Below are 13695 nucleotides of genomic sequence, written 5' to 3'. Positions count from 1 at the left end.
TTCCTCCTACCGCGTCGGGGGCGGCGCCGGTGCGACCGCGGCGGCGAGCTCGCCGAGCGTGCCCGCGTCGAACAGCTCGCGTATCGACGGCCGCACACCACACCACTCGCCGAGGGCGGGCCGCCAGGACGGCCGCTGACAGTGAGGTCCCGCCCAGCGACAGGAAGTCGTCATCGAGGCTCGGCACATCCCGGCAGATCCGCACGATCCGGTGATCTGCCTCGGTACGCGGCCGCGCACCGCCCGCGGACCGGCGCGGTGCGGGCCAGCGCCGCGTGGTCGACCTTGCCGTTAGGCGTCAGCGGAAGCGCGCGGAGCCGCCGGAAGCGGGCCAGCACCATGGCCGGCAGCAGCACCCCCGGCCGCGCCGCGCGCCAGCTCCGCCTCGCCGACATCCCCCACGCAGTACCCGGTTAGGAACAGCCCGGCCGTCTCGCTGCCCGGGACCGCCACGGCCGCGTGGCACACCCCGGGCGCCTGCCCCAGCACCGCCTCGACCTCGTCCGGCTCGATGCGGTGCCCGCGCACCTTCACCTGCCGATCGTCGCGGCCCAGCACCTCAAAGCGGCCGTCCGCGCGCAGCCGGGCCCGGTCGCCGGTGAGGTAGAGCCGCCGGCGGCCGCCGAAGGGGTCCGGGCGGAACCGGTCGGCGCTCAGCCCCGCGCGCTCGATGTAGCCGACCGCGACACCCGCCCCGGTGATGCACAGCTGCCCGACCGCGCCGGCGGGGACGGAGCGCAGGTCCGCGTCGAGCACGCGGCAAGAGCCGTTGGCCAGCGGCCGCCCGACCGAGGTGTCGGGCGCCTCGGGGTCGACGCGGGCCAGCGTCGTCCACCCGGCCACCTCGGTCGGCACCGCAGGCGTTCCACAGCTCGGCGACGCGGCGCGCGATCGGGGCGGCGAGCATCAACCGACCGGGCCGCAGGTCTTCTGGCATCACCCTGGGGGCGCGCGATGCTCATCGAGCCCGCGGTCCCGCCGGGCGCGCGCTCATCCTCTCGGGGCGATGGGGCGGCGTCCGTTGGCGAACTGCGGCGCGGGATAGCGGTGCCCTCCGCCCGGGGAGACGATCACGGCGATGAGCCCGTCACGCGCCCACCGGTTCACCGTCTTCGGCGTCACCCCATAGAGATCAGCCACCTGGCGGGACGTGAGCAGGTCGTCGTCGAGGGGAACCGAACCGAGGCGCCGAACCGCTTGCGCATCACGTCGATCTGCCTGACGGTGTCGAGGGCGGCGGTACGCGCTCGGTCGAGGTCGGCGACGGCCACTGCCGGGTCCCGACGAACGACCGCTCCTCCCACGTACCCGCGCTGGCACTCGATGGCAACGAGGAGCCTCATCACGTCGGGCCCAGAGATCTCCATCAACCGTCCCCCTGTGGCCTGCGTCGCAGAGCCGCCAGTTCCTCGGCCATGCGCCGGGCCTGGCCTTCCATCGATCCGAGCCGGGAGCCCAAGACCGTGGGCGCCTGGGTGCCGGGACGCACCTTCCCCTCGCCGACGGTCGCGAGCGCGTCGGCCGCCGTATCGAGAGCGCGTCCCGCGACTCGCAGCATCTCCTCGTCGGAGGTGCTCAGCTCGCCATCGGGCTGAGGCTGGAAGAGGATCGTCACCGGGCCTCCCCGAGAAGGTCGGCCAGCTCGGCCTGGAGGGCGCGGATGCGGCGCGCGGTGTGGACGACGAGGTAGAGGCGCACGCGGCGCCCTCGCGGCGGGCGTCTCACTAGGCGCCCCCCATCAGGTCGGGCCACTCTCCCGAGGCGCGGGCCGCATCCTTGATCTCCTCCTCGCGCTGACGCTCGAAGCGCTCGCGGTGAGTGAGGCGGGGGCGGGTCGGCGAGTACGGCTGGTACTGCTCCAGCGCCTCGCGGAGGAGTTCCGGAGTGCTCGCCGCCAGAACGGTGTCGTGCTCGACGCGGTGGCGGGCGGTGTAGCAGGCCACGGAGCCGCGGTCGATGCGGAAGTCCCACAGCGGCGCGAACCACGACCACTCGGCCAGCTCGTAGAACGCCTGGAGCTGGTCGCGGTCGAGCCGCTCTTCGCTCGGAGGCTCTGGTGCCGCCGGGGACGGCTGCGTCCGAGACGGGACGGCAACGCCGAGTGGCTCTCCAGCCGGCGGCCGGCGGCGATGGGAGTGACGCCGGGACGGCGTGCCCGCATCGAGGGAGAGGATCGCTCCCACGAGCAGGAGCAACGGCAGAATCAGCCTTCGCAATCGCATAGTTCCCCCAAGGGGGTTCTCGGGCCGGATGGGCGGTCCGGCAAGGGGTTGAGTACCTCCATCGTGCAGCGAGCGGGGTGATCTGGCAACCTCGAACTTGAAATATCTAAATTAGATGATGCTGATATGGGGTTGTTCGTGCCCGGGATTACGATTCACATGGGAGGTGGCAGGTGGCCAACGGGGAGCACAGCCCGACCGTCCGACTGCGACGGCTGTCGCGTCAGCTCAAGGAGCTGCGGGAGCTGTCGGGGTTCACGGCCGAGCACGTGGCGTCGCGGCTGGAGTGGGCGCAGTCGAAGATCAGCCGCATCGAGGGAGCCCAGTGGAAGCGGCCCTCACTGCGCGATGTCCGCGACCTGCTCGACCTCTACGGTGTGGACGACGAAGCCCGGCGCGAAGAGCTGCTGGCGCTGGCCAAGCAGTCGCGCGAGCGGGGCTGGTGGGAGAAGTACCGCGAGGTCATCACCGGGGAGTTCGTCGGTCTCGAAGCCGAGGCGCACGGGATCCGGACCTTCCAGACCACGCGCCTGCCTGGCCTGCTGCAGACGCCCGACTACGCGCTCGCGATGTCGCGAGCGGATGTCACACGGGAGTTCGGCCAGGCCGAGAAGATCCAGGAGAGCAAGGGCCGAAGGCAACGCCGCATCCACGACCAGCACCTGGACTACTGGGCCATCATCGACGAGGCGGCGATCGTCCGTCCCGTCGGCGGTACAGAGGTCCATCGCGCCCAGCTTGAGGCGCTCGTCGAGTGGAACCGGAAGCCGAACGTCACCGTTCAGATCCTGCCGTTCGACGCTGGGGAGCATGCCGGGATGGGAGGTCCGTTCGTCATACTCGACTTCGCAGGGACCGATCCCGACGTGGTGTACATCGAGACGGACTCCGACGGCTTGTACCTGGATCACGCCGACCAGGTGGAGCGGTACAACAGGATCTTCAACGGGCTGCACGCCAAGTCGCTGCATCCGGACGTGACCGACGCCTACCTGGCGGAGCGGGCCAAGCAACTCCGATAGAAAGCCCAGAATGACTACTCAACCCACCCGCCTGAACTGGAGAAAGTCCAGCTTCAGCGGCGCCAACGACTGCGTCGAGGTCGCCGAGACCGCACGCGTCGGCGGCGTCGCCGTGCGGGACTCCCAGAACCCGGCGGGGCACCTAGAGTTCAACCACGCCGAGTGGCGCGCCTTCGTCGAGGCCGTAGGCGCCGGCGAACTCTGACCGGTGGAACAACGAAGGCCCCCAGCGCGGCTGGGGGCCCTACTCAACCCGCGCTCATGCTACCGCGCCGGGCAGCGGCTGGATAGCCGGAGCACGCCCGGCACGATCCGGTGGTTCTGTTCGCTCTGGCGGTTCTGGCTCACTCTGTGTGGAGCCCTCACACAGCGTGAAGTAGATGATGCGGGTTCCGGGTCGATGCCGGGATCCCCCTCCCGGCACTGAAGGCTCCGGCCAAGGTCGCCTTCCATGACGAACGCGGCGATGCGGCTCGAAGGCCTGCTGTTCCCCGACACCATCGACATCACCTCCTTCGGAGCCGACGACCTGGGGAATGCGCTGTCGATCAGGGTCTGTTCGGCCAGGACTGGCGGGTACAGCGTGAGATAGAGCAGAGTGACGGGATCCGGGCCAGGGGCTTCGCGCGGTCGTCGGTCAAGGACGCCGTTGCCCGCGACCTTGATGCGGTGGAGAAGGACGGTTGCGGACAGCCGGTCGGCGATGATGACGACGCTGGCGAGCGGGGCACGGCCGTGATCGGGACGGCCGGGTTCGGACGTCCACGCCGACAACGCCACCGACGACACGCCCCATGGCACCCCCGTAGCCGACTGCCGCCGACTCGGCCAGGTGCCCGACGAACAGAAGTGGGCCACCGCCGACCACATCGCCCGCCACCACCCCGGGCGAGTGCTCTCCGAGGTGTCAGCGAAACGGGCACTCGTGGACGCCTACAAGGCAGCCGCGGATCTCGGCGATCCCGCACCGCATGTCCGCGTGCTGCGCTTCCTCGCCGCCGTCTACGCAGACCAACCCGACTACCGACAGGAATGGACGCCACGATCACGGTCGTCCGGGCCGTGGAAACTTGCTCCGCATGCCCCATCCCAAATGGGACGCTTGGACTGACACCGGCGAATACCTGTACCTCCGCTACCGGTGGGTCACCGGTACCGTCAACCGCGGCGACGTTGACGGGCCGATCATCCCCGAGTTCGAGCACGGCGGACCCCACGCAGGAACGATCACTCTCGACGAGTTCGCCAGCCTGACCATCGCCATCCGACCGCCCCGACAAACCAACCCATGATCACAATCATGCGGACGTCGAAACCACTTTCGCGCCACCAATCAGATTGTTAGAATCAATTCCTTCCGGGATGGCGGGGAGGCAAGGGTGAACGCAAATGAAACATGGACCACCGCAGAGAAAATCTGGATCATTTCCTTTGCGCTCCTTGGCTGCGCGTCTTTCCTGCTGAGTATGGTATCCAGCATGCAGGGAATCATGCCCGAACCTTGGCCATATCGATATGGGGCCACGCTGACTATCTCAGTGGTTACGCTTTTCTCGCTGCACGGGAAACGCAATGGCGAGGATCGGCGCAGTGTATTCATTGCGATCGTAGTCTTTTTTATCGCGTGGGGAATCCCGTTATCTCTGGTTGAAATATACGTAGTGACGCATGGCTTAGTCGAAATCGCATGGGTGATCTATTGGCTGGGAGTGGTGTTCGCGCTCTATTCTTGCGCATTTGGCGTACGGACTGTCGAGTCGACTCCGTCAGGGTTAGAACACGGAGTGGCACTACGCCAACTTCACGAATTCGGTCGCAACGAAGCCAAGTGGGACTTACTGGCGTTCATATGCAGGCTGAGCAGATTTCGCGGCGAGCGCATTCATACGAGTGGGTGGACATACAATGGAATCCGTGCACATAGCCGAACGATCGGAATACTTCTTTCGGATCTGTATCACGAAGGTCTCATTTCGTACGCGGGTGCTAGATCGATTGTCGTGCTGACGGAAAGAGGGTGGATTGAGAGCGAGCGGCGTCTAAATCCGAGGTCGTCTAACTACTATCAGAATATCGTCAACTCGACCAACGTACAGGCAGCCCAGGGGGAGAACTCCAGAATTCTCGGGGATCAGCATTCCGAGGGTCAGTCCCTAGCGATGCAACTGGCTGAGGCGTTGCGTGCTGATGCCGGCGTGACGACCTCCCCGGCCGAGGAGGACCGCGCAAACCACTACGCTCGCGAGATCGAATCCGCAGGAACCGTGAAATCCGCACAGGGACAACAGCTTGTTGCCCAGATCCAAGGTTTCCTCGACCTGGCAAATGGTTCATATCAAGCGACGAGGTCCATACTAGAGATTATCGGTATGAATTGACCAAATTCATCGGAACGAGGCGGGCAATGTGAGCGCAAATCGACCAAGGGTATCAGCCTGGGATAAATGGATAATTTTATTTGGCTTGCTGGCGGCAGCTTCACTCCGGATGAGCACGTCTTCCTTCATAGCCTTGCCTCATCGATACTGGATCACCATGGTGATTGCAATGATCACGCTGACCATGCTGCGCAAAATGACAAACGGAGAGGATAAGCGGAACGTATTTATCGTCCTTATACTCGCCATAGTGGTGGTGAGCGTCCCGTTGTTACTGATCAGCGCATGGTTCATCGAGGATGACGGCAGCGGACTCGGATTGGCAATCTACTGGCTGACCGTCATTGTTGCGATTGGTGTCAGTATGTTTGCGGACATTCGACCCCACGAAATATTGGGTGCCAACAAGAGAGCACAAATGCAGCTGGACCACCTTGGGCGCGGGCGCGTACAACAAGAGCTGCTGGCGGACATTTTCCGAGCGAGTGGAAATCGAGGAGATCTCATTTCCCTGAAAGGATGGGCATATCGCGGCACCCAATTGCATCCTCGCGCATTGTGGATCATCCTATCAAATCTGTACAACTATGGGATAATTCAATTTGGGTATGAAGACACAACGATCGTATCCCTGACGGAAAGAGGATGGATCATGCTTGAGCGAGAATTGAATCCAAAATCGTCATACTATCATCAGAATATCATTAACTCCACCAATGTGCAGGCGGCCCAAGGGGATAATTCTAGCGTTCGAGGGAATCAGTATACTGACGGCCGGTCAATGGCTTTGCAACTGGCAGAGGCATTGCGCGCCGACGCCCGAATGGCGTCATCCGCAGCAGAGGCAGAACGCGCGAATCACTACGCATCCGATATCGAAAAGGAATCCGACGTTGAATCCCCCAAAGGGCGTCAGCTCGTCGCCCGGGTTCAAGGATTCCTCGATTTAGCGAATGGGACGTTCCAAGCCACCCGCTCCGCACTGGACATCATCGGCACCCTGTAGCGACCGGGCTCAGCCCTGAGCTCGACGCCGAGGAGGATCGGTATCGTGGACCCGTGACACCTCGCCTCGTGGACGTACACGCCGCCGCAGCATGGACCGGCCGCCCCATTCGCACCCTCTACCGGTAGCACGCAGAAGGCCATGCAACCCGCTGGCAGCGGCGCGGAATCCGAACCTTCGACCTCGCCGAACTCCCCGAGAAAAATGACCCCGCCCGCCGGAAACGCGCCCGCCCGAGGATACGCCGCCCGCCGGTTTGACATGAATGGCACAATGAATTCGTAAAATCCCCCTCCTGTACGTTTAAGCCCTCCGGCCACCACCGGAGGGCTCGCGGACGACTCTGGGATCACTGAGGCAAAATACGCTTTCACTGCGGAATTGCGGAATTGTTTCAGTAGAAAGACCTAGTCCAACAAGCGGCTCTCGTGGTCTTGGAATCCTCGGTCGGACGTCAACTCGAAACTCGCGCGCGAGCAGCAGCATGGTCCCGGCTGGCTTCTTGCTGGACGCGTACAGCCAGGTTCGCTCGGAGGGCGCCGTCCCTGTCTAACTGCCGTCATGGCTTGTCCAGCAGAGCAGACGATGCAGTACTCTGCTCCGTGTGAATCGAACCGGCGGTGACAGGGATACACGCAGGACAGTGCGTGTTGTCGCCGCTGCGATCATGTGCGGGCTCGGTCCGACGGCGGGGTCCCTCGCGGGGATTTCCGGCACGCCCACCCTTCGCCAAGCGGGGATGATTTTGCTGTCGGCCGCCGCAGCCGTTTCGCTCTTCCTCCTGAGTCTTGATCTCACCAGCTCCGCAGGTTTTAAAAAAGAAAAACTTCGCGCTTTTAAACTAAGAACAAGTTTATTTGGGCCTAGGTGAACAGAGATCACCCGAGTAGCCGGGCAGCATGGTTATGGTAGACGGTCTCGTTCGCGAGCCCTACCCGAGCCGCCGGCATGAGGCCGAATTCCCTGGCCAGAAACAGTATGGTTCGGCTGGATTCTCGCTGGATGCGCACGTCCGGGTTAGTCCGCAGGCCGCCGTCCCCGTCCTTGATCAGCTGCCCAGCGCGCTGCACCAGGACCGGCGCCTGGGCGTGGAGGCGGACGGCATCGACGTAGGCGTGAAGCTGGTGGCGGTCGGATGGCGTCGAGTTCGGCGACGTCTTCATCCCAGATCGCCCGTGTCGCGCCGTCCAGTTCTTCGGGTGGTTCGGGGAGGCCGGGATAAGGGGTGGTCCTCGTCATCCCTTGCGTCCGCTGCGGCGGTATCTGTCGTATGCGTAGCGTCCGAGTATCAGTGCGTTTCCGTTCGAGAAGTCCTGTTTTTATCTCCAAGTGTTGTTTGCGAAGTTCTTCCTGATCGGACGTGTTGCTCTTTCGGAGTTCTGGTGAAGTCTCCCTGATCTGTCGTAGGACTGCTGTACCTTTCTGAGCTGTCTGCGGGATCATCATTTTCGGGACAGTGGGTCGTATTCATGGATGTATGGGGACACAGTGCGAACGACGATGGAAATCGTCATGCCCTGGAGGATCATCTCCGGGGAACCCAACGGCGGGCGCGTGGCCATGCGGAGGTATTCGGGGCCGGGGAGGTCGCCGGCTACCTGGGGGTGACCCATGACGTGGGCAAGGCGACGTGCGAGTGGCAGAACGGACTCATGCGCGCGGAGCGCACCGGCGGCAGAGTGGGGGTGCCTCACAAACATGCAGGAGCGTGGCTCGCCGACCACGTCGGCCTGGGGCCGCTCAGCGGGGTCGCGCTCGGCCACCACGGTGGCCTGCCGTCGGATTCGGACTTGAGGAACGCGCTCATCTGGGCTGATGCCGAGGGCGCGGTGTCGGTGCAGGAGGCCATCGACCGGGTCGCCCGCGACGTTCCCGAGATCCTCAAGGGGCCGGGGCTGCCGACATGGCTGGAGCACGTGGCCACCGTGGACCCGCTCGTGGTCGATCTGTTCGTCCGCATGGTCTACAGCGCCGTGGTCGACGCCGACTTCCTCGACACCGAGGAGCACTTCCACGGGCACCCCCGCGCGGAGCACGGCCTCCAGGCAAAGGATCTGGCGAACCGGTATGAGGAACGGCGCCGGGCCAAGCTGAAGGGCCGCATGCCCTCGCCGGTGGACGCGATTCGCAGCCGCGTCTACGAACAGGCGATCGCCGCAGCGGCGGGCCCTCAGGGCATCTATCGATTGCCGGCCCCCACCGGTTCGGGGAAGACCTTCGCGGCAGGCGGTTTCGGGCTCCACCACGCCCAGGTCCACGGTCTGCGGCGCGTGGTGGTGGCGGTGCCCTTCATGTCCATCACCGAGCAGAACGCCCAGGAGTACCGCGACCTCCTGGAACTCCCCGGCGAGGGGCCCGTGGTCCTGGAGCACCACAGCGGGGTGGATTTGGACGATGCTGCGGCGGGGGACCGGTGGGCGCGGCTGGCCGCGGAGAACTGGGACGCCCCGTTCGTCGTCACCACCACCGTGCGCCTGTTCGAGTCGCTCTTCGATCGCCGTCCCGCGGCGATGCGGCGCCTGCACCGGCTGGCGGGTTCGGTGCTCGTCCTGGACGAGGTCCAATCCCTGCCCGACCGGCTCCTCGTCCCGATCCTGTCGGTGCTGCGCACCCTCACCGACCACTTCGGCGTCACCGTCCTGCTGGCCTCGGCCACCCAGCCGGCGTTCTTCGGTCTCAGCCCGCTCAAGCACGTCCCGGCGCGCGACGTGATCGCCGAACCGGCCCCGCTCTACCAGAGCCTGTCCCGCGTCGCCTATGAGTGGTGGACCGACCCTGCCCCCACGTTGGGCGAGGTCGCCCAGAGGGTCGCCGGACACCGATCGGTACTTGCGATCTGCAACACCACCGCCCACACCAGTCAACTGCACCGGCTCGTGGAGCACGAACGCCCCGAGGGACGCGGGCCGGTGCTGCACTTGTCCACGCGGATGATCGCCCGCCACCGCAAGGAGACCGTGGCCCGCATCCGCGCCCTCAACGACGGCGACCACGACGTCGCCGTCATCTCCACACAACTGGTCGAAGCCGGGGTGGACCTGGACTTTCCCCACGTTTTCCGGGCGTTCGCCACCGCCGAGGCCATGCAGCAGGCGGCGGGACGGTGCAACCGCTCCGGGCACCGGGACACAGGCCGCGTGGTCGTTTTTGACCTTACCGATCCTGACGACCCGGAGAAGAGGGGCGCCGGCGGCGACGTCGTCTACGGCGCAGCCCTGGGTGTGACCCGGATGTACTTCGGCCCCGGCAAGGCCCAACCGGACGACCTCGACGCGCTCGACGCCTACTACGAGGAGCGATTCGCCCTCACCAACGTCGAACCCGACGGGCAGGAGATCCAGGACGCCCGGGCCGCCATGGACTTCCCCAAGGTCGACCGCCTCTTCCGCATGATCGACGAGTACACCGTGCCCGTCGTGGTGACCGACCACTACCCCGCGCAAGCCGAACGCATCCGCCACATCCTGACGCTGCTGCGCAGCGGCGTCGCGGCGGGCGGGCTCCTGCGCGAACTGCGCCCCTACGTCGCGGCCCTGCCCCGCCACCTCCTCACAGGTCCGGCGGCCACGCTGGTCGCACCCGTGATCGGCGACCTCGTCGAATGGCTCGGCGACTACCACCCGCTCCGCGGGATCGAGATCTCCGACAGCAAGGAGTACGTCTTTTGACCCCCACGAACCGGCCGGCCCACCCGCCCCTTGCGGTCGAGGTGAACGGCCCCTACGCCTGCTTCACCCGACCGGAGTTCAAGACCGAGCGCTTCAGCTACCCGGTGATGACCCCCTCCGCGGCCAAAGGGCTGCTGGAGGCGATCTTCTGGAAACCGGAATTTCAGTACCGCCTCGAGCGCATCGAGGTACTCCGCCCGATCGAATGGTTCTCGGTGCGCCGCAACGAGGTCGCCTCCACCACCTCCGCCGACTGGGTCCGCCGCGCCATGGCCGACCCCAGCCTGCGCTACGACGCAGCCCACGACCGCGACCAGCGCAACATGGTCGGGCTACGCGACGTCGCCTACCGCATCTACGCCCACATCGACGTGCGAGACCACGCCGACGGCCCCCCAGCCAAATACCGCGACCAGTTCCGCCGCCGCGTCGAACGCGGGGCCTGCTTCTCCCAGCCCTTCCTCGGCGTCCGGGAGTTCTCCGCCTCCTTCACCAAACCCACCGACCGCCCCACGATCACCACCAGCGAGGACCTGGGCGTCATGCTGCACAGCATCGACTACACCGGTCCCCGCGAGACCTACCGCTGGTTCCACGCCAGCCTGGACCACGGCATCCTGCACGTGCCGCCCCAGGGCGCCGAGCTACCCGGAACCACTGCCGGGCGCACCGGCGGACGGGGGTGAACCGATGCTGCTGAAAGCCCTGGCCGACCACGCCCGCCACGTGCCCGGCCTGCCCCCGCCCAACTACCGCATCCGCACCCTGCGCTGGGCCATCACCATCGATGCCCACGGCCACGCGCTCGACCGCGACGCGCAAGGGCGCGCGGTGATCACCGACCTCGCCGACGCCGACCACACCCACGGCATCCGCATCCCGGCCCCCTACGTCTACCGGTCCGGGAACAAACCCCCGCCGCTGCTGCTGGTCGACAAGCTCCAATACGTCCTGGCGATGCCCGCCGGCGACTCCCCCAAGGATGAGAACGAGGCCAACCGCCGCAACGACACCTACCTCGACCTCCTCAACACCTGGGCCGACACCGAGCCCGGCGACCCCGCCACCGGCCCCGTCCTGGCGTTCTTCGGCCGCGGCGACCACCTCAACGCCGTCATCCCCCCACACGCCAAACCCACCGACCCCATCGCCGTGCGCATCGCCGGCCAGGACTGGCCCCACCTGGGCACCACCGCCCAGGAATGCTGGCAGCGCACCGTCACCGCCCGAAAGAGCGCCCCCGGAAACACCGGCATCTGCCTCTCCTGCGCACAGCAAGCACCCCTCCTGGACTCACTGCCCGAACCGATCAAATCCGGCGCGATCCCAGCCGCGGCCGGCAGCACCCGCGACGCCCAGCTGCTCTCCGTCAACACCCCCGCACAAGGCCGCGGCGGCCGCACCCAGCTCGCCGACATCCCGCTGTGCCTCAGGTGCGGGGGCCAGGCCGCCGCCGTACTCAACGCGCTGCTCGCCGACGACAACCACCGCCACCGCAGCGCCGACGCCGTCACCGTGTGGTGGATGAAGAAACCGGCCAGCATCAACCCGCTGCGGTCGGTGCGCGAAGCCCGGCCCAGCGACGTCGCCGCCATCTTCACCGAACTCCACAAAGCCCGCAGCGGATACGCCACCACGGCCATCGACCCCAACGCCTTCTACGCCCTCACCCTCTCCGCCAACGAGAGCCGCGTGATCATCCGCGACTGGATCGATACCCCCCTCACCGCAGCGTTGGAGCACATCACCGCGTGGTTCAGCGACCACGAGATCGCCGACTGGCGCTCCGACGCACCCTCCAAAGCCCCGCTGTGGATGATGGCGCACAGCCTGGGACGCGGCCACGACACCGACAACGGGTGGCGCTACATCTCCGGAAGCCAACCCGACCACGCCGAACGCGACCTGATGACCGCAGCACTGCACGGCCGCCGCCCCCGGCGCCACCTCCTCCACCACCTCAACCACCGCATCGGCGCCGACGGCCGCATCGACCACCCCCGCGCCGCGCTGCTCCGCCTCATGCTCAACCGCATCAACAGCTCCACCGGAAGGCAGGTCCCACCCGTGCTCGACCCCGACCAGACCGACCCGGCCTACGTGGCCGGCCGGATGTTCGCCGTACTCGAATCACTGCAACACCGCGCGCTACGCGACAGGGAAACAGGCGAGGGCCCCAACACCACCATCGCCGACAAACTCCTGGGCTCGGCCAAAGGACGGCCCCGGGCCCGCATGGAGCCCCTCCTGGGCAAAGCCCAAGGACACCTGCGCCGCCTGCGCACCAGCAAGCACGGCAGCGACAACGCCGCCGCAGGCGCATTCTTCACCCAGCTGTGCACCCTGCACGACCTCCTGCACGAACCCCTGCCCGACATCCTCGACCACCAGGGCCAGGCGCTGTTCAGCCTCGGCTACTACCAGCAGCACTCCCACGACATGAAGCAGCGCCGCGACCGCACCACCACCGACAGCTGAAAAAGGGAGACCCAATGACCACCACCACGACCGCCCACCTCAACCCGGCACGCAAACACGACTTCGTCTACCTCTTCGACGTCCGCGACGGCAACCCCAACGGCGACCCCGACGCCGGCGGCGCCCCCCGCAGCGACCCCGAAACCGGCCAAGGACTCGTCACCGACGTCGCCATCAAACGCAAGATCCGCAACACCATCCCCCTGTTCAAGCACGGAGAGCCCGGCTACGACATCTACGTCGAGGAAGGCGTCTCACTGAACTCCCAGCACGAACGCGCCTACACCGCCCTCGACCTCCAAGGCGACAAGAAGAACAAGAAGAACGCACCGGACAACCAGCGCCGCGCACAGGCATGGATGTGCCAGACCTTCTTCGACGTGCGCATGTTCGGCGCCGTAATGAGCACCGGCGACAAACCCGCCGGCCGCGTCCAAGGCCCCGTGCAGCTCACCTTCTCCCGCTCACTGCACCCCATCGCCGACCACGCCCACGGCATCACCCGCGTCACCCAGACCAAAACCGACCACATCGAACGTGGCGAAACCACCGAACTGGGCACCAAGCACACCGTCTCCTACGGCCTCTACCAAGGATTCGGTCACTTCAGCGCCCCACTGGCCCAACGCACCGGCGCCACCACCGCCGACCTCGACGCCCTCTGGCGCGCCATGACCGCCATGTTCGAACACGACCGCGCCGCCGCCCGCGGTGAAATGGCACTGCGCGGCCTCTACGTGTTCACCCACGACGACGCCTTCGGCAAGGCACCCGCCCACACCCTCTTCGACCGCATCACCGCGACACAGGTCGACGCCTACTCCGGACGCGTCCGTACGTTCACCGACTACAAGGTCGACGTCGACGACGCCGACCTGCCCCCCGGAATCACCCTGACCCCGCTGGTGGGCTGAGGACGTC

Annotated in this window: 16 protein-coding genes and 1 pseudogene; 10 read left to right on the top strand and 7 right to left on the bottom strand. The window is 66.1% G+C overall.

Going from position 1 to position 13695, the window contains the following annotated elements; all coding sequences use genetic code 11:
* Positions 1–291 precede the first annotated feature (291 nt).
* From ACFOVU_RS11425 to ACFOVU_RS11405, 5 genes are all read right to left on the bottom strand, one after another.
* A complete protein-coding gene (locus ACFOVU_RS11425) occupies positions 292–855 on the bottom strand; it encodes an AMP-binding protein (protein ID WP_378532658.1) in 564 nt (187 codons plus the stop codon).
* A gap of 135 nt (positions 856–990) precedes the next feature.
* Entirely contained in the window at positions 991–1107 is a 117-nt protein-coding gene (locus ACFOVU_RS11420; protein ID WP_378532824.1) for a hypothetical protein, read from the bottom strand.
* Between the two features lie 11 nt (positions 1108–1118).
* Complete coding sequence (locus ACFOVU_RS11415; RefSeq protein WP_378532827.1) at positions 1119–1367, bottom strand: hypothetical protein; 249 nt, start codon at positions 1365–1367, stop codon at positions 1119–1121.
* Entirely contained in the window at positions 1367–1615 is a 249-nt protein-coding gene (locus ACFOVU_RS11410) for a hypothetical protein (RefSeq protein WP_378532656.1), read from the bottom strand. The genes ACFOVU_RS11415 and ACFOVU_RS11410 overlap by 1 nt, the downstream gene beginning before the upstream one ends.
* Before the next feature lie 109 nt (positions 1616–1724).
* Positions 1725–2216 (bottom strand): hypothetical protein, encoded by a 492-nt coding sequence (locus ACFOVU_RS11405; protein WP_378532654.1) that lies wholly within the window; start codon positions 2214–2216, stop codon positions 1725–1727.
* A gap of 179 nt (positions 2217–2395) precedes the next feature.
* On the opposite strand from ACFOVU_RS11405, the gene ACFOVU_RS11400 reads away from it, so the two are divergent.
* Positions 2396–3244: a helix-turn-helix domain-containing protein gene (locus ACFOVU_RS11400; protein WP_378532651.1), complete on the top strand. Its 849-nt coding sequence runs from the start codon at positions 2396–2398 to the stop codon at positions 3242–3244.
* A gap of 10 nt (positions 3245–3254) precedes the next feature.
* On the top strand, positions 3255–3449 hold the full coding sequence (locus ACFOVU_RS11395) for a DUF397 domain-containing protein (protein ID WP_378532649.1): 195 nt from the start codon (positions 3255–3257) through the stop codon (positions 3447–3449).
* 59 nt (positions 3450–3508) lie between these two features.
* On the opposite strand, the gene ACFOVU_RS11390 is transcribed toward ACFOVU_RS11395, so the two are convergent.
* Entirely contained in the window at positions 3509–4033 is a 525-nt protein-coding gene (locus ACFOVU_RS11390) for a hypothetical protein (protein WP_378532646.1), read from the bottom strand.
* A gap of 37 nt (positions 4034–4070) precedes the next feature.
* Here ACFOVU_RS11390 and ACFOVU_RS11385 point away from each other — a divergent pair.
* The 4 genes and pseudogenes from ACFOVU_RS11385 to ACFOVU_RS11370 form a co-directional block, all read left to right on the top strand.
* Positions 4071–4355: pseudogene (locus ACFOVU_RS11385) on the top strand (DUF6221 family protein); the annotation flags it as partial.
* Positions 4324–4536, top strand: a complete 213-nt coding sequence (locus tag ACFOVU_RS11380) for a hypothetical protein (RefSeq protein WP_378532644.1) — start codon at positions 4324–4326, stop codon at positions 4534–4536. The pseudogene ACFOVU_RS11385 and the gene ACFOVU_RS11380, both read left to right, overlap by 32 nt.
* Positions 4537–4623: 87 nt before the next feature.
* Positions 4624–5622, top strand: a complete 999-nt coding sequence (locus ACFOVU_RS11375) for a hypothetical protein (RefSeq protein WP_378532642.1) — start codon at positions 4624–4626, stop codon at positions 5620–5622.
* Between the two features lie 169 nt (positions 5623–5791).
* Complete coding sequence (locus ACFOVU_RS11370; protein ID WP_378532640.1) at positions 5792–6628, top strand: hypothetical protein; 837 nt, start codon at positions 5792–5794, stop codon at positions 6626–6628.
* An 878-nt stretch (positions 6629–7506) separates the two neighbouring features.
* Here ACFOVU_RS11370 and ACFOVU_RS11365 read toward each other — a convergent pair.
* Positions 7507–7791: a P27 family phage terminase small subunit gene (locus ACFOVU_RS11365; RefSeq protein ID WP_378532638.1), complete on the bottom strand. Its 285-nt coding sequence runs from the start codon at positions 7789–7791 to the stop codon at positions 7507–7509.
* Positions 7792–8097: 306 nt separating this feature from the next.
* Between ACFOVU_RS11365 and ACFOVU_RS11360 the strand changes: the two genes are divergently transcribed.
* From ACFOVU_RS11360 to cas7c, 4 genes are read left to right on the top strand one after another with little or no spacing between them, the layout of a single operon-like run.
* Positions 8098–10296 (top strand): CRISPR-associated endonuclease Cas3'', encoded by a 2199-nt coding sequence (locus tag ACFOVU_RS11360; RefSeq protein ID WP_378532636.1) that lies wholly within the window; start codon positions 8098–8100, stop codon positions 10294–10296.
* Positions 10293–10982 (top strand): type I-C CRISPR-associated protein Cas5c, encoded by a 690-nt coding sequence (cas5c, locus tag ACFOVU_RS11355; protein WP_378532633.1) that lies wholly within the window; start codon positions 10293–10295, stop codon positions 10980–10982. Before ACFOVU_RS11360 ends, cas5c begins: the two co-directional genes overlap by 4 nt.
* A 4-nt stretch (positions 10983–10986) precedes the next feature.
* Positions 10987–12774, top strand: coding sequence for a type I-C CRISPR-associated protein Cas8c/Csd1 (gene cas8c, locus ACFOVU_RS11350; protein ID WP_378532631.1), 1788 nt, complete (start codon positions 10987–10989; stop codon positions 12772–12774).
* Between the two features lie 14 nt (positions 12775–12788).
* Positions 12789–13688: a type I-C CRISPR-associated protein Cas7/Csd2 gene (gene cas7c, locus ACFOVU_RS11345; RefSeq protein WP_378532629.1), complete on the top strand. Its 900-nt coding sequence runs from the start codon at positions 12789–12791 to the stop codon at positions 13686–13688.
* The last annotated feature ends 7 nt before the right edge of the window (positions 13689–13695 follow it).

This window comes from Nocardiopsis sediminis (assembly GCF_042650565.1).
GTDB lineage: Bacteria > Actinomycetota > Actinomycetes > Streptosporangiales > Streptosporangiaceae > Nocardiopsis_B > Nocardiopsis_B sediminis.
This window is presented reverse-complemented; position numbering and strand designations above follow the sequence as displayed.

Coding starts and splice junctions, on each gene's coding strand:
- ACFOVU_RS11395 (WP_378532649.1), top strand. CDS start 3,255: ATGACTACTCAACCCACCCGCCTGAACTGGAGAAAGTCCAGCTTCAGC.
- ACFOVU_RS11370 (WP_378532640.1), top strand. CDS start 5,792: ATGATCACGCTGACCATGCTGCGCAAAATGACAAACGGAGAGGATAAG.
- ACFOVU_RS11380 (WP_378532644.1), top strand. CDS start 4,324: ATGCCCCATCCCAAATGGGACGCTTGGACTGACACCGGCGAATACCTG.
- ACFOVU_RS11415 (WP_378532827.1), bottom strand. CDS start 1,367: ATGGAGATCTCTGGGCCCGACGTGATGAGGCTCCTCGTTGCCATCGAG.
- cas7c (WP_378532629.1), top strand. CDS start 12,789: ATGACCACCACCACGACCGCCCACCTCAACCCGGCACGCAAACACGAC.
- ACFOVU_RS11360 (WP_378532636.1), top strand. CDS start 8,098: ATGGATGTATGGGGACACAGTGCGAACGACGATGGAAATCGTCATGCC.
- cas8c (WP_378532631.1), top strand. CDS start 10,987: ATGCTGCTGAAAGCCCTGGCCGACCACGCCCGCCACGTGCCCGGCCTG.
- ACFOVU_RS11365 (WP_378532638.1), bottom strand. CDS start 7,791: ATGAAGACGTCGCCGAACTCGACGCCATCCGACCGCCACCAGCTTCAC.